This is a genomic window from Glaesserella sp. (genome assembly GCF_041814905.1).
Classification (GTDB): domain Bacteria; phylum Pseudomonadota; class Gammaproteobacteria; order Enterobacterales; family Pasteurellaceae; genus Glaesserella.
In genome coordinates this window covers 50,472-71,614 of the sequence record NZ_JBGXYA010000021.1, presented here as the reverse complement: position 1 = coordinate 71,614, position 21,143 = coordinate 50,472, and the positions used below count along the sequence as shown (strand labels likewise).

At 40.7% G+C, this 21,143-nt stretch carries 19 protein-coding genes; 12 read left to right on the top strand and 7 right to left on the bottom strand.

Translation table 11 applies throughout. The features are described from left to right. Positions 1-9: 9 nt before the first annotated feature. A complete protein-coding gene (locus ACEYJ7_RS03380; RefSeq protein WP_373777617.1) occupies positions 10-1,119 on the top strand; it encodes a methionine biosynthesis PLP-dependent protein in 1,110 nt (369 codons plus the stop codon). Between the two features lie 55 nt (positions 1,120-1,174). Here ACEYJ7_RS03380 and can read toward each other — a convergent pair whose 3' ends face one another. After that, entirely contained in the window at positions 1,175-1,906 is a 732-nt protein-coding gene (gene can / locus ACEYJ7_RS03375) for a carbonate dehydratase (protein ID WP_373777616.1), read from the bottom strand. A gap of 137 nt (positions 1,907-2,043) precedes the next feature. Next, positions 2,044-2,253: a cold shock domain-containing protein CspD gene (cspD, locus tag ACEYJ7_RS03370; RefSeq protein ID WP_373777615.1), complete on the bottom strand. Its 210-nt coding sequence runs from the start codon at positions 2,251-2,253 to the stop codon at positions 2,044-2,046. A gap of 362 nt (positions 2,254-2,615) precedes the next feature. On the opposite strand from cspD, the gene ACEYJ7_RS03365 reads away from it, so the two are divergent. Continuing rightward, a complete protein-coding gene (locus ACEYJ7_RS03365) occupies positions 2,616-2,822 on the top strand; it encodes a hypothetical protein (protein WP_373777613.1) in 207 nt (68 codons plus the stop codon). 72 nt (positions 2,823-2,894) lie between these two features. On the opposite strand, the gene ACEYJ7_RS03360 is transcribed toward ACEYJ7_RS03365, so the two are convergent. Further along, on the bottom strand, positions 2,895-3,464 hold the full coding sequence (locus tag ACEYJ7_RS03360; RefSeq protein ID WP_373777612.1) for a DUF1439 domain-containing protein: 570 nt from the start codon (positions 3,462-3,464) through the stop codon (positions 2,895-2,897). A gap of 96 nt (positions 3,465-3,560) precedes the next feature. Here ACEYJ7_RS03360 and ACEYJ7_RS03355 point away from each other — a divergent pair, with 96 nt between their 5' ends. From ACEYJ7_RS03355 to chrA, 10 genes are all read left to right on the top strand, one after another. Next, positions 3,561-3,686 (top strand): hypothetical protein, encoded by a 126-nt coding sequence (locus ACEYJ7_RS03355; protein ID WP_373777610.1) that lies wholly within the window; start codon positions 3,561-3,563, stop codon positions 3,684-3,686. 79 nt (positions 3,687-3,765) lie between these two features. Next, a complete protein-coding gene (gene lolA / locus ACEYJ7_RS03350; protein ID WP_373777608.1) occupies positions 3,766-4,404 on the top strand; it encodes an outer membrane lipoprotein chaperone LolA in 639 nt (212 codons plus the stop codon). A 77-nt stretch (positions 4,405-4,481) separates the two neighbouring features. Next, the gene (gene trpR, locus ACEYJ7_RS03345; protein WP_373777607.1) at positions 4,482-4,790 is read left to right on the top strand and encodes a trp operon repressor; all 309 of its coding nucleotides are present in this window, start codon (positions 4,482-4,484) and stop codon (positions 4,788-4,790) included. Beyond that, the gene (mtgA, locus tag ACEYJ7_RS03340; RefSeq protein WP_373777606.1) at positions 4,777-5,559 is read left to right on the top strand and encodes a monofunctional biosynthetic peptidoglycan transglycosylase; all 783 of its coding nucleotides are present in this window, start codon (positions 4,777-4,779) and stop codon (positions 5,557-5,559) included. Before trpR ends, mtgA begins: the two co-directional genes overlap by 14 nt. A 71-nt stretch (positions 5,560-5,630) precedes the next feature. Further along, positions 5,631-6,350, top strand: coding sequence for an oxygen-insensitive NADPH nitroreductase (gene nfsA, locus ACEYJ7_RS03335; RefSeq protein WP_373777605.1), 720 nt, complete (start codon positions 5,631-5,633; stop codon positions 6,348-6,350). Further along, entirely contained in the window at positions 6,347-7,249 is a 903-nt protein-coding gene (locus ACEYJ7_RS03330; protein WP_373777604.1) for a RimK family alpha-L-glutamate ligase, read from the top strand. Before nfsA ends, ACEYJ7_RS03330 begins: the two co-directional genes overlap by 4 nt. A 166-nt stretch (positions 7,250-7,415) precedes the next feature. Beyond that, positions 7,416-8,747 (top strand): chromosome partition protein MukF, encoded by a 1,332-nt coding sequence (gene mukF / locus ACEYJ7_RS03325; RefSeq protein WP_373777602.1) that lies wholly within the window; start codon positions 7,416-7,418, stop codon positions 8,745-8,747. 87 nt (positions 8,748-8,834) lie between these two features. After that, on the top strand, positions 8,835-9,560 hold the full coding sequence (mukE, locus tag ACEYJ7_RS03320) for a chromosome partition protein MukE (protein ID WP_373777601.1): 726 nt from the start codon (positions 8,835-8,837) through the stop codon (positions 9,558-9,560). 81 nt (positions 9,561-9,641) lie between these two features. Continuing rightward, on the top strand, positions 9,642-14,111 hold the full coding sequence (gene mukB, locus ACEYJ7_RS03315) for a chromosome partition protein MukB (RefSeq protein ID WP_373777600.1): 4,470 nt from the start codon (positions 9,642-9,644) through the stop codon (positions 14,109-14,111). A 117-nt stretch (positions 14,112-14,228) separates the two neighbouring features. Further along, positions 14,229-15,407, top strand: a complete 1,179-nt coding sequence (gene chrA, locus ACEYJ7_RS03310; RefSeq protein WP_373777599.1) for a chromate efflux transporter — start codon at positions 14,229-14,231, stop codon at positions 15,405-15,407. Positions 15,408-15,457: 50 nt separating this feature from the next. Here the strand turns inward: chrA and pta are convergent, their stop codons facing one another. The 4 genes from pta to rnd all read right to left on the bottom strand — a co-directional run bounded on the left by pta (position 15,458) and on the right by rnd (position 20,944). Beyond that, on the bottom strand, positions 15,458-17,593 hold the full coding sequence (gene pta, locus ACEYJ7_RS03305; RefSeq protein WP_373777598.1) for a phosphate acetyltransferase: 2,136 nt from the start codon (positions 17,591-17,593) through the stop codon (positions 15,458-15,460). A gap of 110 nt (positions 17,594-17,703) precedes the next feature. After that, positions 17,704-18,912 (bottom strand): acetate kinase, encoded by a 1,209-nt coding sequence (locus ACEYJ7_RS03300; protein ID WP_373777597.1) that lies wholly within the window; start codon positions 18,910-18,912, stop codon positions 17,704-17,706. 427 nt (positions 18,913-19,339) lie between these two features. Further along, the gene (locus tag ACEYJ7_RS03295; protein WP_373777596.1) at positions 19,340-19,606 is read right to left on the bottom strand and encodes a hypothetical protein; all 267 of its coding nucleotides are present in this window, start codon (positions 19,604-19,606) and stop codon (positions 19,340-19,342) included. 204 nt (positions 19,607-19,810) lie between these two features. Then, positions 19,811-20,944, bottom strand: a complete 1,134-nt coding sequence (gene rnd / locus ACEYJ7_RS03290) for a ribonuclease D (protein ID WP_373777595.1) — start codon at positions 20,942-20,944, stop codon at positions 19,811-19,813. Positions 20,945-21,143: the final 199 nt, after the last annotated feature.

Here is a 21,143-nt window from a genome sequence, read left to right as displayed (position 1 = left end):
AGGATAATTATGACTAAATTCAATAATATTGAAACTACATTGGTTCAGCTTGGTAACCGTAGCGATCCGCGTACAGGTGCGGTTGCAACCCCGATTATTTTATCTACCGCCTATGGTCGTGACGGCTTAGGAGAATCAACGGGTTACGATTATACCCGCACAAAAAACCCGACACGTGCGGTATTAGAGCAGGGGATTGCCGATTTAGAAGGCGGCGATGCCGGTTTTGCCTGCGCATCGGGCATGGCGGCGATTCAACTGATTATGTCGTTATTTAAAGCGCCGGATGAGTGGATTGTTTCCAGCGATGTTTATGGCGGAACCTACCGTCTGTTAGATTTCTGCTACAAAAACAATCACACGGTGAAACCCGTTTATGTGAATACGGCGGACGTTCATGCAATTGAACGTGCCATTACGCCGAATACCAAAGCGATTTTGGTTGAAACACCGTCTAATCCGTTAATGGAGGAGTGCGATGTCGCCGCAATATCAACGATTGCCAAAAAACATAATTTAATGCTCATTGTGGATAATACTTTCTTGACTCCTGTATTATTCCGCCCGCTTGCATTAGGTGCAGATATTGTTTTTCACAGTGCAACCAAATATTTATCAGGACACAATGATGTGTTGGCAGGTTTGATTGTGGCAAAAGGTCAGGCATTGTGTGATCGCCTGTTTTATATCCAAAACGGCGCCGGAGCGGTATTATCTCCGTTTGATTCTTATTTGATCATCCGTGGTTTAAAAACCCTTGCGTTACGTATGGAACGTCATCAATCGAATGCAACGGAAATTGCTGAATTTTTAAGACAACGACCGGAAATTGATAGTGTGCTGTATTCCGGTAAAAGCGGAATGTTGTCATTCCGTCTGAAGAAAGAAGAGTGGGTGCCGAAATTCTTAAAAGCGATCAAGATGATTACTTTTGCAGAAAGTTTAGGCGGAACGGAAAGTTTTATTACTTACCCCTCAACTCAAACCCACATGGATATTCCGGAAGCCGAACGTATTGCTCGCGGTATCACAAATAACCTGTTACGCTTTTCGGTAGGGCTTGAACACGTAGAAGATATTAAGGCCGACTTATTACAAGCCTTTGCACAACTAAACTAGCTCGCTTTATAGAGAGAAAAACGGCACGGATTAATCAAAATTTGTGCCGTTATTTTTAGAAACCTTTCGTTGAGGAGAGAATATCTTTGAAATTTTCTTCGTTTTCACCGCAATCTTGATTATTGGCGCAAATTTCATCCGCTTCAGTCAGTAATTTTGCAATCGCATTGCGATAGGTAATCTCAAGACTCTCACGGCTGGTTGCGATTACACCTTGATCATTTAAGAAACCATCGTTAACGTCATACACCCAACCGTGTAAAGAGAGTTTTTTCCCTTTTGCCCAAGCGGCTTTGACAATAGAAGATCGACCTAAATTATAAACTTGTTCTGCTACATTTAAGCGCACCAGCATATCCGCACGTTGATCCGCCGTTAACTTCCCTAACAAATGGCTGTGTTTAAACCATAAATCACGGATATGCAGTAACCAGTTATTAATTAAACCATAATCCTCGGTGCCGATAGCGGCTTTAATCCCACCACAATTTGTATGACCGCAAATAATGATATGCTCAATATCCAAGACATCTACCGCATATTGCACTACGGACAAGCAGTTTAAATCAGTATGAATCACTAAATTGGCGACATTACGATGTACAAACAGCTCTCCTGGTTCCAAGCCGGTTAACTTTTCCGCGGGCACTCGACTATCAGAACAGCCTATCCATAAATAGCTTGGTTTTTGATGCTCTGCAAGTTGTTTGAAATAATCCGATTGCTCGTCTTTCATTTGATTAGCCCAAGCATGATTATTCGCAAATAAGCGTTCAATTTTTTTCATATCTTTCTCTCGTATTTTAAAGCCGTGACAGTTTAGCACAAAACAGAGAAGGGCTCGTTTATAAAATAAAAAAACGGTTGGATTTGTAAAATTCTTTATAAATCCAACCGCTTGTTTCCCTAAGTAAGAGTAAAAAGCTATTCAACAATCGGAATAATACGGGATGCTGAAGCGCCTTTATCTCCATTCGTAAATTCGAATTGTACTTTTTGCCCCATTTTTAATGAACGGTAGCCTTCGCCTTCAATTGCAGAAAAGTGAGCAAAAATATCACCGTCAAAAATATCTGAAGTGATGAATCCGAAACCTTTTGCATTGTTAAACCATTTTACGGTACCTATTTCCATTGATTAATTCTCCTTACGGTATAGTAAAAATTTGGAGTAAATTTTAGTCAGAAATGTAAAATCTACAATAAGCAATGTTAAGAATTTCGACATAGATCACAAAATTTTTAAGTTTTACTCCATGTTATCTGTTTATAAGGGAAGTTTATGGTCATTTTATGAAGTAACACTACAGATTTTGGCTTTTTCTTCCTCTGAACTAAAAAATATGCGGGCAATTTAGCAAAAATCCATCGAATTGCGCCACATTGCTCAATTAATAACCAAATAAACTAAATTTACATAAATGGAGCTAAACAACAGTTGTAACTTAAATAAATTTACTATATCTTACAAACATATTTTTACAGGAGACAAATAAAATGGAAACATTGACAAACAAGCTAAAAGTTTTTGGTACCTTTTTTCTAGGTTTACTTTTGTTTTTACTACTCACAATCATTATGGAAAATGGCTGGTTATGGATGCTTGCAATGGTAGCAGCGACATTTCCTATTGTTTGGTGGATTGAAGACGATAGACGAGAAAAACGCCTAGAAAAAATGTATCAACAGCTTAATAACTTATAATAACATTAGCTGTTGTAAAGATGTAAAAGCCCACGTTTAGTGGGCTTTTTATTTAACTATTTTATTGTTGGTTTAAAAAAGTGATGTTTCTAAACGAATCAATCCTTTTTCCACGATGATTTTTTTTCCGAATCGTTTCATCATTGCCTCTTGAGGCTTGCTTTCATCTAGGGTATAAACAGGTGTATTATTTAGCACACTCGCTACACCGTCTGCGACTAATGGCATAAACATTTGTAGTTCACGCTGATACTTTTCCGGTGTTGCCGTCCAATTGATCAATCTAACGTCTTTTAGAAACAGCGCACCTTTTTCGGGATCATAATAAGGTACCGTATCCATATTTAGCTGAATTTTTGCCTGATATTGTTTACCTTTTAATTTAAGTAGTCCGTCAACATCACCGGCAATTTCCACGCGTTGTTCTTCCGTTTGTCCGATTTTGGTCGTTAAATTATAAAGGTGATAATCCAATTCAAATAGGCCGGAAACACCGACACGATCTTTTAACGGCACTTTTTCGGCTAGCCGTGTTTCGATATAGTGATTAATTTGGTTTTCACTGATATCCAATATCGCGGCATCCGCTGCGGTCGCGGTAGCCAGCATAAGCAAAAGGGGAAATTTACGCAAAATCTTCATATAATCCTCGTTTTACGTTAGTTTAAACAACGAATAAAGGGTAGAATACTGCATTAGATTTACACATACTACAATAGTTTTTAAAGGAAACAAAAAATGAAAAAAATCGTTTTGTGTCTATGTGCGCTTCTCATCGTCGGATGCAGTGTAGGCGTTGGGGCAAGCGGTGGCTCTAACGGTGTCGGATTCGGTTTTGGCGTTGGAACGGGTATCCGTTTTTAATCACGATATCCTCTCGCTACTGAACTTTTATTATGTGAATTGTCAAACAGGCACCATTTGGGACTTAAAAGGATAACCAATGAAACATTTATTAAAAAAATCACTATTGAGCTTAACTTTATTTTCTGTGACATCATTTGCTTTTGCAGATGCGCAATCTGTTGCGGAGCTACAAAAACGATTAGAGCAGGTTAGCCAATATAGTGCGGATTTTGAGCAAACGGTTCGTTCAAGTAAAGGAAAAGAAATACAGAAAGGGCAGGGTAAGTTTCAGGTAAAACGTCCTAATCTGTTCAGAATGGATACAAAAACTCCGCAAGAGAATATTATCGTATCCGATGGTGAAACATTATGGTTCTATGATCCATTTGTATCGCAAGTCACGGCTAATTGGGTCAAAGATGCGGTAAACGATACGCCTTTTGTACTATTAACCAGCAGCGATAAAAGTCATTGGGATCAATATGATGTTCAGCAAAATACCGATACTTTTGTTTTGAAACCGAAATCGAAAAAAAGTGGTATAAAACAGTTTGATGTCCGAATTGATGCAAACGGTTTATTGAAAGGTTTCAGTACTATTGAACGTGACGGACAAAGCAACCTGTATGTGCTACGGAATATCACTACAATGAATTTATCCAACGATATATTCAAATTTACTGTACCTAAAGGTGCTGAGTTAGACGACCAACGCAGCGATAAAAAGCAAAAATAATTGGATAAAAGCGGTGAGTTTTGCAAAAAATTTTGCTAATCTCACCGCTTGTCTTATCTACTGATACCTAAATGCCTATGAAATCTCTTTATAATCAGCGCGATCCGCAAGAATGGCAACATGTTTTGGAATTGTTGAAGCAAGCTGTCGCCGAAGATAAAACTGAAGCGCTTTTATCTATGTTTTTAACGCCTGACGAACGCAGTGCCTTAGGGTTACGTGTACAGATTATTCGCGCATTATTGGATAACCGACTTTCACAACGTGAAATTCAACAACAACTTAATACTAGTGCGGCAACCATTACGCGAGGTTCTAATATGTTGAAAACCGTTGATTCGGAGACATTAAAATGGGTAGGTGAAAAACTGAATGGTGAAACGTAATTTCTTTATCGCAAAAAGTTGTCGCTTACTCAAAAAATGTTTTGCCTTTTTTATCCCGAAAAAAATTCGTTCGATTAGAGGATGGATTTGCTTTTTTTCCTCTCGTCTCATTACCGCTTTTACGACATTTTATCTCTCGCTTACTTTGATTTTTAGTGTCGTACCGGTTCCGTTTTCCGCTTACATGCTACAGCAAAAAGCCGCACACCTGATGACATGGGATAGCTACGATATTCAATATGATTGGGTTAGTATTGATAATATTTCTTGGCAAATGCAAATGGCAGTGATTGCCGGAGAAGACCAAAAATTCGATTCTCACTTCGGGGTGGATTTTAATGCAATTGAAGCAGCGTTAAAACGTAACGCTTCAACCAATAAGAAACCGCGAGGAGCCTCAACCATCACACAGCAAACCGTTAAAAATCTTTATCTTTGGCACGGCACCAGTTGGGTGAGAAAGGCGATTGAACTGCCTTTGGCTTTTTTAGTGGAAACCGTATGGAGCAAACAGCGGGTTTTAGAAGTTTATTTAAATATTGCTGAATTTGGCGAGGGTATTTTTGGAGTAGAAGCTGCCGCTCAACATTATTTCAAAAAAACAGCAAGCAAATTAACTTTACAAGAATCGGCGTTACTCGCCGCATCATTACCGAATCCATTAATTTATAAGGTAGATAAACCGAATTCTACCATGCGCAAACGTCAACGATGGATTATGCGTCAAGTACAAAACTTGGGCGGTAAAAATTACCTTGAACGGCTATAACAAAACCTTGAGCATAAATCCTTCAAAGAGTAATATTTGAAGGATTTTTCTTTTGTCGACAGGTAAATAAAATGCAAAGTAAACCCACTCTAGAAACGATTTTATCCCATCGTTCTATTCGTAAATTTACATCTCAACCGATTTCAAGCGAAATACTCAGCTCGCTAATTGATGCAGGCAGACGCGCGTCAACCTCAAATAACTTACAATGTGTTTCGATCATTAGGGTGACCGATCAGAAAATTCGTGAATGTCTGCGTGACGCTTCCGGAATGACTTACATCACTGAATGTGCCGAATTTTTACTATTCTGTATCGACTTTAATAAACATAAACAGCTTAGTCCGGGAGCACAAATCGATTGGGCTGAAGTCAGTATTATAGGTGCGGTCGATAGCGGAATTATGGCACAAAATGTCTTGTTAGCAGCTGAATCTCTCGGATTAGGCGGGGTATTTATCGGCGCATTACGCAATAATATTCAAACCGTGTCCGATGTATTAAATTTGCCTGAATCAGTGATTCCGTTAGTGGGGATTTGCTTAGGATACCCCGCACAAGATCCGCTTCTAAAACCTCGTCTACCGCAAGCATTGATGTGTTATGAAAACGGTTATACTCCGTTAGATTACGATGAACTTGCAAAATATAATCAAGAACTGACCGCTTACTATGAAAAGCGTGCAGGTTTACGTTTAAATTGGCAGGACAACATTAAAAAAGTGCTGAATGCACCGGTTCGGCCGCATATTTTGGGGTATTTCCAACAACAAGGTTTTCTCAAAAAATGAAATTATTAATGCTATGTCGTGAATCGCGTTTATATAGTTGTCAACGTTTAGTTCAAGCTGCCGAATCAAAAGGATGCCGATTAGATATCTTTGATCCGAACCGCTTTTTATTGCGTTTGGAACAAGGGCAATTTCAATTTTATTATCATGAAGGTGAAAGCTACGATAAACAACGACCTGAACCGATAAAAATCAACCAATATGACGGTGTCTTACCGCGTTTCGGCACGTCAAGTACAGAAATGGGTTGTCGCGTTTTACGTCATTTCGAATTGCAAGGTACGGCGGTACTTAATGGTGCGGAGAGTGTCGCCTTAGCACGTGACAAATGGCAAAGTTTACAGCGTTTGAATGCACACGGCATCCCAATTCCCATAACGGTTCTCAGCGGTAATTTATATTCGACGGCAGCTGGTTTGACGCAATTTAATTTGCCTGTCGTGATCAAAACATTATCCGGTTCGCAAGGTATCGGGGTAATGTTAAGTGAAAATAAAAGTAGTACTGTCAGCTTGTTGGAAACCTTAAAAAATGCAGATATTCAAACCTTACAACAGCAATTTATTGCGGAATCGAAAGGGCAGGACATTCGTGCTTTTGTAATTGGTGACAGAGTCGTCGCAACAATGGCACGCTTAGGTAACGGCGACGAATTTCGCGCAAATATTCATCGTGGAGGCTCCGCTGTAAATATTCATTTGAGCGAGCAAGAACAACAAATGGCTGTAGCCGCAACCCAGCTGTTAGGTTTGGATGTTGCTGGAGTGGATATGATTAGGTCTAATCAGGGGTTAATGGTGTTGGAAGTCAATGCCAGCCCGGGGCTTGAAATGATCGAGCGAGTCAGCCAAACGGATATTGCCTTATTAATGATTGAGCAACTTCTCAACAAAATTTGAAAGAGACAAGCGGTCAGTTTCCTGCATTATTTTGCAAATTCACGCAAAATCAATAGGATTATGCAGAAAATCACGCAAAACTGACCGCTTGTCTTTCCCATTTCCTCTCGCATAGGTTACAATACACACTATTTTTTAACATATTAAACTGTGATTTAAGCCGCCTATGCAAAACGAATTGGCACAAACACTTCCAGAACTTATTTCGTGGACAAGAGATCGTGAATTTTCACTCTCGCTTTCTACCGATCGCCTCGCTTTTTTATTAGCCATTTCATTGTATAACAATGAAAGAATGGACGGCGAATTGCTCGAAACCGATTTACATGATCTGTTCCGCCATGTTTCCAGTACGTTCGAACAATCGGATGCGACCTTGGCTCAGCGTGCCAATAACGCTGTGAATGACCTTGTTAAACAGCGTTTTTTAAACCGCTTCAGCAGTGAATTTACCGAAGGTTTGGCCATTTATCGTTTAACTCCGCTTGGCGTCGGTGTTTCAGATTATTATGTTCGTCAACGCGAATTCTCCACATTGCGTCTTTCTATCCAGCTTTCCATTGTTGCCGAAGAAATTCAACGAGCCTCCGCGTCAGCTGAAGAAGACGGTGACGAACGTTTTTGGCGTACTCAAGTATTCGGTCCGTTGAAATACTCCGTCGCCGAGATTTTCGATAGCATTGATCTTTCGCAACGCATGATGGACGAAAATCAGCAGCAAATTCGTGAACGCATCGCAAGCTTATTAAATCAAAATTGGCACGAAGCAATAGCCACTTGTCAGCAATTATTAGATGAAACATCAGGCAATTTGCGCGAATTACAGGATACATTAAATGCTGCCGGCGATAAGCTTCAGGCTCAATTACTGCGTATTCAAAGTTGCTTAATTGGGCGTGAGGATTTAGATTTCGTTGATCAACTTGTCGTTAATCTCCAAAACAAGCTCGACCGCATTATCAGTTGGGGACAACAAGCCATTGACCTTTGGATCGGCTACGACCGCCATGTTCATAAATTTATTCGTACCGCCATTGATATGGATAAAAACCGTGTATTCGGTCAACGTTTGCGCCAATCTATTCAAAGCTATTTTGATGCGCCATGGCAACTTTATATTGCCAAAGCGGATCCGTTAGTCGATTTACGGGATGACGAAACTGAATTTAATGAAGCGGAAGCTGTTGGCGAATTACCAAACGAACTGGAATTTGAATCAATGAGCGAAGTACAAGAGCAGATTATTGCAATTATGCAGGCACAACTTGCCCCGTTCCGTGAACAAGATAAACCGCTCGATCTTGGTGCTATTTTACGCGAACAGCTTGCAAAATATCCGGAATCGCGTCATTTTGACGTTGCTCGCATAATTGTGGATCAAGCCGTTAAACTGGGAATGGCAAGTCAAGATACCCGCGCTATTTATCCGGAATGGCAACCAATTAACGAGAAAGGCGCCGAAGTTCAGGCGAATGTAATTGACCGCTATAATCGTTAGATCAATGAGTGGCAAAAAATAACAATATTTGAATGAATTTATAGCTCGAACGAGACGCTCGTGCCGGCATAATTAAGAGAAAATACAATGACAGACAACCAAGATCTTATCCCAACGAAATTAGTCCTTGCGATTGCTAATCCGATTTTTCCGCAGCTTGACAGTCAGTTGCGTGCAGGGCGACATATCAGTTTAGAAGCCCTTGACGAACATGCGTTTTTAATGGATTTCCAAGCAGAATTAGAGCAATTCTACCGCCGTTATCATGTTGAATTAATCCGTGCTCCGGAAGGTTTTTTCTATTTACGTCCGAAAGCAACGACGTTGATTGCCCGTAGTGCCATGAGTGAAATGGAAATGTTAGTCGGTAAAGTATTGTGTTATCTCTATTTGAGTCCGGAGCGTTTGGCCCAACAAGGTATTTTCAGTTTTGATGATGTTTATGAAGAGCTTCTTAACCTTGCCGATGAAACAAAATTACTTAAAGCGGTTAACCCGCGTTCAACAGGTTCAGACTTAGATAAAGCCAAACTTGCTGAAAAAGTCGGTGGTGCATTACGCCGTTTACAGCGTATCGGTATTATTACCCGCATGGGTGACCAAAACAGTAAAAAATTTGTCATTTCTGAATCGGTATTCCGATTTGGTGCAGATGTACGCACAGGAGACGATCCGCGTGAAGCACAATTACGCTTAATTCGTGACGGTGAAGCGACGAATCCGGCTTTACTCAACGAACAAGCGGTCGATTCGGAGCAAGAAATTGCAGAATTAGATTCCGATGAAGAAGTATTAGAACAAAGCGAAGAGTAACTTTACTACCTTAAAGGGTAGAACGAATGCTTAACTAGAAATAACGAAAGAACAAACAGATAACCCAAAGGAAAAATCCTAATGAACAACACGGATTTCATTTCGCAACAAGACAATGTAACCGCACCATTAGCGAAACGCTCTGACAGCGTTGAGCGTGGTAAATTTCGCTCGCTGACCCTCATCAACTGGAACGGTTTTTTTGCCCGTACTTTTGATTTGGACGAATTAGTCACAACCCTTTCGGGCGGTAACGGAGCGGGTAAATCGACCACGATGGCAGGTTTTGTTACTGCGTTAATACCCGATCTCAGCCTAATTAACTTCCGAAATACAACCGAAGCCGGCTCAACCTCCAGCTCGCGTGATAAAGGTTTATACGGTAAATTAAAAGCGGGTGTTTGTTATGCGGTGCTTGAAAGTGAAAACTCACGCAAGCAACGAGTGATTACCGGGGTGCGTTTGCAACAGATTGCAGGACGCGATAAAAAAGTCGACATCCGTTCATTTTCTATCCAAAATATCGATTTTAATCAATCGATCATTAGTATTTTAACGGAACAGGTCGGTGAAAAAAACGCCCGTGTTCTGCCGTTAAACGATCTGAAAGATAAGTTTGACGGAAGTGACGTTCAGTTCAAACAATATCATTCCATCACCGATTATCACGGTTTCTTATTTGATCTGGGCATTATTCCGAAACGCCTTCGTTCATCATCTGACCGTAGCAAATTTTATAAATTAATCGAAGCATCTCTTTACGGTGGTATCTCAAGTGTTATCACTAAATCTCTACGTGACTACTTGCTGCCGGAGAATCTCGGTGTGCGCCAAGCCTTCCAAGATATGGAATCCGCATTGCGTGAAAATCGAATGACCCTTGAAGCGATTAAAGTAACCCAGTCTGACCGTGATATGTTCAAAAAGTTGATCACTGAATCGACCAACTATGTATCGGCAGATTATATGCGCCATGCAAACGAGCGTCGCGGCAACGTGCAAAATGCAATTGAAAAACGTCAAGAGTGGTATCAAACCAAATCAAAAATCGAGCTTGAACAGCAACGTATTGTTGAATTAAGCCGTGAAATGCATGATCTTGAACAAAATGAGGGTGGATTAGAGGCAGAATATAATAGTGCGACCGATCATCTCAATTTGGTGATGAATGCTGTTCGTCATCAAGAAAAAATGGAACGCTATCAAGATGAAGTGGATGAGCTAAACGAAAAACTTGAAGAGCAACAAATGGCGTTGGAGGAAGTCACGGAACGTGTCGAACAGGCTCAATCCCGTGCGGATGAAGCCGAAGACGTGGTTGAAGAACTGCGTTCACAAATGGCTGATTACCAACAAGCACTCGATGCACAGCAAACTCGCGCACTGCAATACCAACAAGCGATCAACGCCTTAGAAAAAGCAAAACAATTAAGTGGATTAGCTCATTTAGATTTACATAATGTCGAAGATTACCACGCAGAATTTTCAGCCCAAGCAGATGAAATGACCGACCGTGTATTCGATCTTGAACAACGCTTATCAGTATCGGATATGGCGAAAAGTCAATTTGATAAAGCGTATGAGCTTGTTTGCAAAATTGTCGGTGAAACGGACCGCTTGCAAGCGTGGGATGACGCCCGTAAATTGCTTTCCGCTTACCCGAATCAAAAATCTCAAGCTCAACAAGCGGTGGCTTTACGCCAAAAACTTGCAGAATTAGAACAACGTTTGCACCAACAGCGAAATGCCGAACGATTATTAGCAGAATTTAATCAAAAAGCTCAAACGGATTTAGCCAATGCCGAAGAACTTGAAGCTTACTACGAAGAGCAACAAGCCCGACTTGAAGATTTAGAATCGGAGCTTGCTCAGTTTGTTGAAGTGCGTTCAACTCAACGTCAACAGCGCGAACAATTGAATCAACAATATCAGCAGCTTGCTCAAAATGCTCCGGCATGGCATACGGCACAGTCCGCACTTATTCGCCTACAAGAGCAGTGCGGTGAAACATTTGAAGCCAGTCAAGCCGTGATGCTGTTTATGCAAACCATGTTGAGCAAAGAGCGTGAAGCTACGCTTGAACGTGATGAACTGGCCCGTCGTGAACAGCTATTGGATGAACAGATCTCTCGCCTAAGTCAACCGGACGGAGCTGAAGATATTCGCTTAAATCATCTTGCAGAAAAATTCGGCGGCGTATTAATTTCAGAATTGTATGATGACGTATCGCTTGAAGATGCGCCATACTTCTCAGCTTTATATGGGGAGGCCCGCCATGCCATTGTGGTACGTGATTTGGAAGCCGTGAAATCACAGCTATCACAGTTAGATGATTGTCCTGATAATCTTTATTTGATTGAAGGTGATCCGAACGCCTTTGACGATAACGTATTCCTGTCGGAAGAGTTCAAAGACGGCGTGGTAGTTCAACTTTCTGATCGTCAATGGCGTTACTCTAAATTTTCTGAATTTGCTGTGTTCGGACGAGCATCCCGTGAGAAACAGCTTGAAAAACTCAATGCTGAGCGTGATGAAACTGCCGAAAAACACGCGGAACGTGCTTTTGACGTGCAAAAATGTCAGCGTTTACATCAACATCTTAGCCAATTCGTCGGTACGCATTTAGCTCTTGCATTTCAGCCGGATCCGGAAGTGACTATGCAAGCGATTGCCCAGCAGCGCACGGAAATTGAACGTGATTTAAACCAAGCAAACGGGCAAGAGCAACAACTTCGCCACCAGTTAGATAATAGCAAGGTGCAGTTACAACTGTTGAACAAAGTCTTGCCACAATTAAATGTACTGGCAGATGAAACTTTACTAGACCGTGTAGAAGAGTGCCGAGAGCAGTTATTAGAGGCTCAAGAAGATGAGCAGTTCATCCGTCAATACGGCAATTTCTTAGCTCAACTTGAGCCGATTGCAGCGGCATTGAAGAGCGATCCAACCCAGTTTGATCAGCTCCAAGAAAACTATAAACGCGCTGTGGAACAACAAAAATTGTTACAACAAAAAGTGTTCAGTTTGGCCGATGTCATGAACCGCCGTTTGCACTTTAGCTACAAAGAAACCATTGGCGCGGAAGGCTCTGCATTGAATGAACAACTTCGTCAACGTTTAGAAAATGCACAGCGTGAACGTGAACAAGCGCGCGAACTGTTACGCCAAGCACAAACTCAATTAACACAATATAATCAAGTATTTACATCCTTACGCAGTTCTTATGATGCGAAAAACCAGATGTTACAAGAGCTTGTGCGAGAAATGGATGAATACGGTATTCGTAACGATAGTGGGGCAGAGGAACGCGCCCGTATCCGCCGTGATGAGTTACAACAACGTTTAAATCAGCACCGCACCCGCAAGAGCTATATTGACAAACAATTAGCGGTCATTGAAGCAGAAGCGGACAATCTTGGAAAAGCATTGCGTAAAGCAGAACGGGAATACAAAGCACAACGTGAAATCGTGGTACAAGCGAAGGTAAGTTGGTGTTTGGTGTTAAAACTTTCTCGCAACAGTGATGTAGAAAAACGCTTAAATCGCCGTGAATTAGCTTATCAAACTGCGGAAGAATTACGTTCCATTTCGGACAAAGCACTGGGTGCATTGCGTCAAGCTGTAGCAGATAATGAATATCTGCGAGACAGCCTACGGGCATCGGAAGACAGCCGCAAGCCAGAGAATAAAATTGCATTTTTTATCTCGGTTTATCAACATTTGCGTGAGCGCATTCGTCAAGATATTATCAAAACAGATGATCCGATCGATGCTATCGAACAAATGGAAATTGAGCTTTCGCGTTTAACCAATGAACTCACTTCACGTGAGAAAAAATTAGCCATCAGCTCGGAAAGCGTCGCGAATATCTTGCGAAAAACCATTCAGCGCGAGCAAAACCGTATACTACAACTCAACCAAGGACTACAAAATATCGCCTTCGGTCAGGTGAAAGGGGTACGTTTGGTTGTGAATATTCGTGACACCCACGCGATTTTACTCAATGCATTATCAAGCGAGCGTGATCAACACTCTGATTTATTCGAGAACCAAAAACTCAGCTTCTCGGAAGCCTTAGCCATGTTGTATAAACGTGTGAACCCGCATATCGAAATGGGGCAACGCACACCGCAAACCATTGGAGAAGAGTTGCTGGATTATCGTAATTATTTAGATTTGGAAGTAGAAACCTTTCGTGGTGCTGACGGTTGGATGCGTGCGGAAAGTAGCTCGCTTTCAACGGGTGAAGCTATCGGTACCGGTATGTCGATCTTACTCATGGTGGTGCAAAGCTGGGAAGAAGAATCTCGTCGCCTACGTGCCAAAGATATCCTGCCGTGTCGTTTGCTATTCCTAGACGAAGCCGCACGTTTAGATGCGATGTCAATCAATACGCTCTTTGAACTTTGCGAACGTTTAGATATGCAACTGCTTATCGCCGCACCGGAGAATATAAGTCCAGAACGTGGTACAACCTATAAACTGGTACGTAAAATCGCCAACAATCAAGAGTACGTTCACGTTGTCGGATTAAAAGGGTTCGGGGAATAAATAAGTTAATACAAGCGGTCAGTTTCGTCTTAAAATTTGCAAATTTTGAGGCGAGATCGACTGCTTTTATATTGCGCCTTTATATAAACTCACCTCGGGTATGAAATGGAGTTAAATATGAAATCCGTCACGCCATTACATATTTTCCTGATTTTTCTACGTTTAGGCTTTACTTCTTTTGGTGGACCGGTTGCACATTTGGCGTATTTTCATGAAGAATTCGTCAAAAAAAGAGGGTGGTATTCCGAACAAGCTTATGCTGATCTTGTTGCACTCTGTCAATTCTTACCGGGACCTGCGAGTAGCCAAGTAGGAATGGCTATCGGACTGTCAAAAGCAGGGTATTTAGGTGCTTTTCTTGCTTGGGTCGGATTTACGCTGCCTTCTGCAATTATGCTGATTCTTTTTGCATTAGGTATTCAAAATTATTCCGAAATATTATCTGCACAGGTTTTACACGGACTAAAAATTGTAGCAGTAGCCGTCGTTGCACAGGCTGTTTGGACAATGGCAACAAAATTGTGTCAAGGTATTCAAAAAGTAAGCATTATGATAATTGCAGCCGTTATCGTATCGCTTGTTCCACAAATTTGGATTCAACCTGTTGTTATTGTCATTGCCGGTATTCTCGGGGTTATTCTGTTTAAAAATAGCTTAAAAAGTGATAATTCAGCTTTTAGTGTTTCAATCAGTCGCCGTTCCGGGGCTATTTGGCTTATTATATTTGCAATGCTGTTAATGGTCTTGCCTTATATCCATTCTGTGTCGTCCAGTCAATTTTGGATGATGAACGATAGTTTTTATCGTGCAGGTTCACTTGTTTTTGGTGGGGGACACGTTGTTTTACCACTACTGAAAACAGAAATTGTGTCAACCGGTTTGGTCAGTCATGATACGTTTTTAGCGGGCTACGGAGCTGCTCAAGCAGTACCGGGACCGTTATTCACCTTTGCGGCTTTTCTTGGTTCTGTTGCAGTCTCTCCACCCAATGGTATTTTCGGTGGAATGATTGCGCTCATTGCTATTTTTATCCCATCCTTTTTATTAATTGCCGGAGTACTTCCGTTTTGGTCTCAGTTACAAAAAAATAACTATATTCAAACTGCATTACAAGGAATTAATGCAGCAGTTGTCGGATTACTTCTCGCTGCGTTATACGATCCGGTCTGGACAAGTGCCGTATTTACTCCGCGTGATTTCTCGTTTGTACTATTGGCATTCAGTGCATTAGTCTATTGGAATATCCCTGTATGGTTAGTGGTGATATTAGGTGGTATTTCGATTGGATTTTTATAAAGTAAAAAAGCCCTCGTGATTCGAGGGCTTTTTATTGATTAGGTGATTATTTATTGTGTTGCTTGAATTGCCGTTAATGCAATGGTGTAGACAATATCATCAACTAACGCACCGCGAGACAGGTCGTTAACCGGTTTACGCATACCTTGAAGCATTGGACCGATTGAAACTAAATCTGCAGAACGCTGCACCGCTTTATAAGTCGTATTACCGGTATTCAGATCCGGGAAGATAAATACCGTAGCTTTACCGGCAACAGGGGAGTTCGGTGCCTTAGAACGTGCTACATCTTCCATAATTGCAGCATCGTACTGTAATGGCCCATCAATGATGAGATCCGGACGCTTTTCTTTCGCAATACGGGTTGCTTCCGCGACTTTTTCTACATCCGCACCGCTTCCTGACGTACCGGTAGAGTAGGAGATCATTGCAACGCGCGGATCGACACCGAAGGATTTGGCTGAATCCGCAGATTGAATGGCGATTTCAGCTAATTGTTCTGCATTAGGATCAGGATTAACCGCACAGTCACCATAAACAAGAACTTGATCTGGTAATAACATGAAGAATACTGAAGAAATAATGGAGTTACCCGGTGCGGTTTTAATGATTTGCATTGGTGGGCGAATCGTATTTGCTGTTGTATGCACCGCGCCGGAAACGAGTCCGTCTACTTCGTTAGCTTCTAACATCATAGTACCGAGAACAACGTTATCTAATAACTGTTCACGAGCAACGACTTCCGTCATACCTTTGTTTTTACGTAACTCTACTAAACGTTCAACGTAATTTTCACGAACATCTTTCGGATTGATAATCGTAATGCCCGGGCCTAATTTGACACCTTGCACTTCAGCAATACGTTGTACTTCGGCAGGATTGGCAAGCAAAATACATTCCGCAATACCACGTTCTGCACATAATACTGCCGCTTTAATCGTACGTGGCTCATCGCCTTCCGGAAGTACAATACGTTTTTTCGCAGCACGAGCCAGTTCGGTTAATTGGTAACGGAATGCTGCCGGAGATAAACGGCGTGCCCGCACCGCACCTTTTGAAATACCTTCGATAAAACCGGCATCAAATTGATCGGAAACATACTGTTTAATGGCTTCAATACGCTCTTTATCGTCTACCGGTACTTCAAGGCTAAAACTTTGTAAGCTTAATGCTGTTTGCCATGTATTACCTTCAATACGAAAAATCGGTAAACCGGTACCAAATGCATGCTGACAAAGCTTCATAATTTGGTTATCAATTTTATATCCACCGGTTAACAACACAGCACCAAGTTCAACACCATTCATTGAGGCTAACGCAGCCGCGACTATGACATCGGGACGATCTGCAGAAGTAACCAATAAGCTACCGGCTTTAAAATGTTCTACCATGTTTGGCAAGCTACGAGCACAGAATGTAATAGAGCGGATACGGCGCTTCGCTACATCACCTTCGTTAATAATTGCGGCCCCTAAGTGTTTCACCAAATCAATTACACGTGTTGCGATTAAATCCGATTTCCAAGGAATGCAAGCCAACAGTTTGATAGGACCTTTTTTGAACAGATTTTCAACTTCAATGATGTTATTCGCACTGTGTTGGAATGAATCAAAAATTTCGGTTAAATCCGGACGAGTACGTCCTGAATCATCAACCGGTGCATTGAATTTATTAATGATTGTGCCAAGTAGATTAGGGTTATCACGACCGCCAAATTGAGAAGCTGCCGCATCGACGCGCTCTTTTAATTGCGCCGGCGAATCTGCAGCCGGTGCAGCGACCAGAATAATTTCTGCATCTAAGGTTTGTGCAATTTCGTAATTAATGCTGTTTGCGTAAGAATTTTTACGTGTTGGGATTAAACCTTCAATGATTGTAATATCACAATTTTTAGAAAGCTGTTGATGGGCTTCAACAACTCTTTCAAGTAATACATCCGTTTGATTTTGGCTGATCAATGCTTCTGCAACGCTTAACATAATCGGATCACCGACTTCGGTTGATTGAGATGCACGGATAATCGTAGTTGAGCGGTCTAACGTATCTTCACCACTGATAGGCTGAGCAATCGGTTTTAGGAACCCGACTTTGGCTCCTTTTTGCTCTAGAGAATGAACTAGACCTAAGCTCACACTAGTTAAACCAACACCGGTACTAATTGGGATAAGAATTATTGTTCTAGACATAATGTGCTTCCAAAATTAATAAGCAAGCGGTCGGATTCGGATGTTTTTTTGCAAATCACAAACTCGCTTTCAAGTAAATGATAAAACCTGCCGATTGGCAGGTTTTGGTATTATAACGCTAAGCGAGCAGTATCTTGTGCAATGACAAGCTCTTCATTAGTCGGAATGACATAAGCATGAAATGCTGAATCATCCGCAGTAATTTCACCTTCACCACCAAAACGAGCAGCAAGATTTCTCTCTTGATCAACTTTAATACCGAATAATTTTAAATGTTTTAAAGTTAACTCGCGAACAGGTGCGGAGTTTTCACCGATACCGCCGGTGAAGACAATTGCATCAAGATGATCATCGCCGAGTGCTGCCATATAAGAACCAATATATTTCGCTAAACGGTAGCAGAATACATCCAATGCACGTTTTGCCTCGGTTTTCTTAGCATAGTTTTCTTCTGAATAACGGCAATCGCTGGTAACTTCCGTTAAACCAAGCAGACCTGATTTTTTAGTTAGAGTAGTGTTAATTTCTTGCATACTCATACCTAAAGTATCATACATATAGAAGATAATTGCAGGATCTAAGTCACCGGAACGAGTTCCCATCACAAGACCTTCTAAAGGCGTTAGCCCCATAGATGTATCAATACATTTACCGTCACGGATAACTGCGACAGAGGCACCGTTACCTAAATGACAAGTAATCACATTGATTTTATTTTCTGCAATATTTAATTGTTTCGCCACTTCACGGCTAACATAATAATGGCTTGTACCGTGTGCACCGTAACGGCGAACACCATGTTCTTTATATAAAGAGTACGGTAGAGCATATAAGTATGCTTCTTCCGGCATAGTTTGGTGGAATGCAGTATCAAATACTGCCACATTGCGTTCTTTCAGTTCAGGGAAAATTCGGAATGCTTCTTGAATACCGATTAAGTGAGCAGGGTTGTGTAGTGGTGCGAATTGCACAGCATATTCAATACCTTTGATAACTTCATCTGTAATTACCGCAGAAGACGTAAATTTTTCACCACCATGAACAATTCGGTGACCAATTGCACCAATGCTTTCTTTTAACGATGGGTCTAATGTAAAAATATGATTAGCCATAAAATTTAATGCTTCACTATGTGCAGCACCAGCACCTAAATCAGCATTACCTTTTTCACCATGTAGCTTCCATTTAATCCGAGCATCATCAAGATGAAATGCTTCAGCTAAACCAGATAATTTTTCATCGCCGGTAACAGGGTCTAAGATAGCAAATTTTAATGATGAGCTACCACAGTTAAGAATAAGGATAAGATTTTTTGACATAGACGAAACACCTATTGATAAGAAAAAAGAACACGTTTAAAAGTAAACGTGGCACAGCATTAGGATACACTTTTAACCATTGAAAATAAATTCTTATCTAAAATGAAAGAAGGGAAAAATAGCTAAAGTTTGATTTTTTGCACATTTCACTATTTTATTTAACATAATCTACGTTATGCGAAATTAATTCAAGAAACAAAAACAAGTCATAAAACCGTTTTATCAACCATCATTTTTCGATATGTTTAAAGTAAATCCAGCAATAATAAATATTTCAGCAACACTTAATAATTCAATTATTCTTTTTTACTTAAGGATGAAAGAACAATAACATTCTCTAACCAATCAAAGCGTGACGTTGTCTCTTTAATTTGTTTAGTCAAATAAAAAAGCGGCAATTTTTGCCGCTTTAATATAAATTCACTGTTTAATCGTCATCATGTTTATATCTAGGTTTATGCTTTCCTTTATGCTGTCTAGCATACTTGTCTCGATATTCTTCTCTGTCTCCTCGGTCATCATCGTAATCACGATTTGAACTACGTTCTCTATGTTTATCGTATTGATTACCTAATAAACCGCCAAGCGCAGCACTACCAAGAGTTATAGCGGTATCACCGTCACTTAATACATAACCGGTCGCGGCACCAATGGCTGCGCCTGTTGCCACTCGACGATCCGATCTATCACCCACACAAGCGGTGAGCGAAATACACATTGTTGTAATAAGAACGATTTTTCCAACTGTAAATTTCATAGTTACCTCGTTTGTTGAATGCTTTACCGACTCATAAATGGTAAAAGCGCTTCTTAGACTATTGTCTATTAAAAATAGTTCTCTAAATCGTTGTAATTATTACTTTTTGCAAAAATTTTATTCAAAAAGACCGCTTGTAAACTATTTATCATAAGGTTTTAAGCAACTATTCAATAATTGCTGTCCAAATTCAGCTCGCCAACCTAATAGTAATTCCGGCAATCGGTTTGAGTCTTCCCCCTTTTTATGCCATAAAAATAACTGATTTAACTGCCGTTTACTTGCGAGAAGCTCTGTCTCTAAACCAATCGGTTGAATTTCAGTAATTTTTTTCTGTAATACTTTTAGTGACTGTTTATAACCCGGTTCGTCAATTAAACGAGTAATAGGTTCGGGATAATTATTCGCCTCTGTAGCCCTACCTTGTTCTACCAACCAAAGTAGTTTTTTCCCATGAATCCTCACTTCGTTCGGATGCATAAAATCTAATAATGCGGATGTGTGTTTCGGTTGAATTTTAGCTAATTGCCATAAGCTTTGCTCCTTAACAATAAAATTTAATGCCAAGTCACGTTTTTTGGCTTCTTCTAATCGCCATTTAGCCAGTACTTTTAGCACGGCTAATTGTTGTGGATTTAACGCCCATGCATTGCTGATTTCTTTATAAGCTTTATCCGGATCTTCTTCGATACATTTTTTGGTTAATAAGGCAGCACATTCTTGCTCTACCGCCTCTTGCCAAGGCGTCGAAGCTAATAATTCCGCGAGTTTGTGATAAACAGGTAACAAATACCATACATCGGCAATCGCATATTGTAGCTGCGTTTCAGTCAACGGGCGGGCAAGCCAATCCGTACGTGATGCACCTTTGTCTAATTCAATGTGCAAAAAGTACGCAACCAGTTTAGCAAATCCAAGCGAAACGCCCACTCCTGCAAATCCTGCCATGATTTGAGTATCTAACATCGGTTCCGGTAATTGTTGAAAATAGTGTTGAAAAACCTCCAAATCCTCACCGCAGGCATGCAGCACTTTTAACACCTTTTTATCGGCTAATAACGCAATAAAAGGGGAAAAATCCGTGATAGATAAAGGGTCAATTAAATAACTTTCTTTTCCGTCAAAAAGTTGGATCAACCCTAATTTGGGATAATAGGAACGAGTACGGACGAACTCGGTGTCTAGTGCAATAACCGACTGTTGGCGAGAACGCAGACACATCTCAGCTAATGTTGAATTGTTATTGATCCATTGATAATTTGTTGGTTTATTCATTATAAATACCTGTTACAAGCGGTCTTTTTTCGTTCATTTTTTGCAAATTTTCAAAATGATTGATTTTTACCCATTTAATTTAATAAATAAAATAATTTTGTGAACTCTCTCGCATAATTGAGTTAAAAAGTTTGCCATTCCAAATAAAGATTGCAAAATAAAGAAATTATCTTATGGAGCAAATGAACTTTTAAGGATT

Excerpts from the sequence above, each read along its gene's own strand:
- mtgA (WP_373777606.1), top strand. The coding sequence starts at position 4,777 with ATGGTGAAACGTAATTTCTTTATCGCAAAAAGTTGTCGCTTACTCAAA.
- mukF (WP_373777602.1), top strand. The coding sequence starts at position 7,416 with ATGCAAAACGAATTGGCACAAACACTTCCAGAACTTATTTCGTGGACA.
- mukB (WP_373777600.1), top strand. The coding sequence starts at position 9,642 with ATGAACAACACGGATTTCATTTCGCAACAAGACAATGTAACCGCACCA.
- rnd (WP_373777595.1), bottom strand. The coding sequence starts at position 20,944 with ATGAATAAACCAACAAATTATCAATGGATCAATAACAATTCAACATTA.
- mukE (WP_373777601.1), top strand. The coding sequence starts at position 8,835 with ATGACAGACAACCAAGATCTTATCCCAACGAAATTAGTCCTTGCGATT.
- trpR (WP_373777607.1), top strand. The coding sequence starts at position 4,482 with ATGAAATCTCTTTATAATCAGCGCGATCCGCAAGAATGGCAACATGTT.
- ACEYJ7_RS03330 (WP_373777604.1), top strand. The coding sequence starts at position 6,347 with ATGAAATTATTAATGCTATGTCGTGAATCGCGTTTATATAGTTGTCAA.
- ACEYJ7_RS03355 (WP_373777610.1), top strand. The coding sequence starts at position 3,561 with ATGAAAAAAATCGTTTTGTGTCTATGTGCGCTTCTCATCGTCGGATGC.
- ACEYJ7_RS03300 (WP_373777597.1), bottom strand. The coding sequence starts at position 18,912 with ATGTCAAAAAATCTTATCCTTATTCTTAACTGTGGTAGCTCATCATTA.
- can (WP_373777616.1), bottom strand. The coding sequence starts at position 1,906 with ATGAAAAAAATTGAACGCTTATTTGCGAATAATCATGCTTGGGCTAAT.
- pta (WP_373777598.1), bottom strand. The coding sequence starts at position 17,593 with ATGTCTAGAACAATAATTCTTATCCCAATTAGTACCGGTGTTGGTTTA.
- chrA (WP_373777599.1), top strand. The coding sequence starts at position 14,229 with ATGAAATCCGTCACGCCATTACATATTTTCCTGATTTTTCTACGTTTA.
- nfsA (WP_373777605.1), top strand. The coding sequence starts at position 5,631 with ATGCAAAGTAAACCCACTCTAGAAACGATTTTATCCCATCGTTCTATT.
- ACEYJ7_RS03360 (WP_373777612.1), bottom strand. The coding sequence starts at position 3,464 with ATGAAGATTTTGCGTAAATTTCCCCTTTTGCTTATGCTGGCTACCGCG.
- cspD (WP_373777615.1), bottom strand. The coding sequence starts at position 2,253 with ATGGAAATAGGTACCGTAAAATGGTTTAACAATGCAAAAGGTTTCGGA.
- ACEYJ7_RS03380 (WP_373777617.1), top strand. The coding sequence starts at position 10 with ATGACTAAATTCAATAATATTGAAACTACATTGGTTCAGCTTGGTAAC.
- ACEYJ7_RS03365 (WP_373777613.1), top strand. The coding sequence starts at position 2,616 with ATGGAAACATTGACAAACAAGCTAAAAGTTTTTGGTACCTTTTTTCTA.
- lolA (WP_373777608.1), top strand. The coding sequence starts at position 3,766 with ATGAAACATTTATTAAAAAAATCACTATTGAGCTTAACTTTATTTTCT.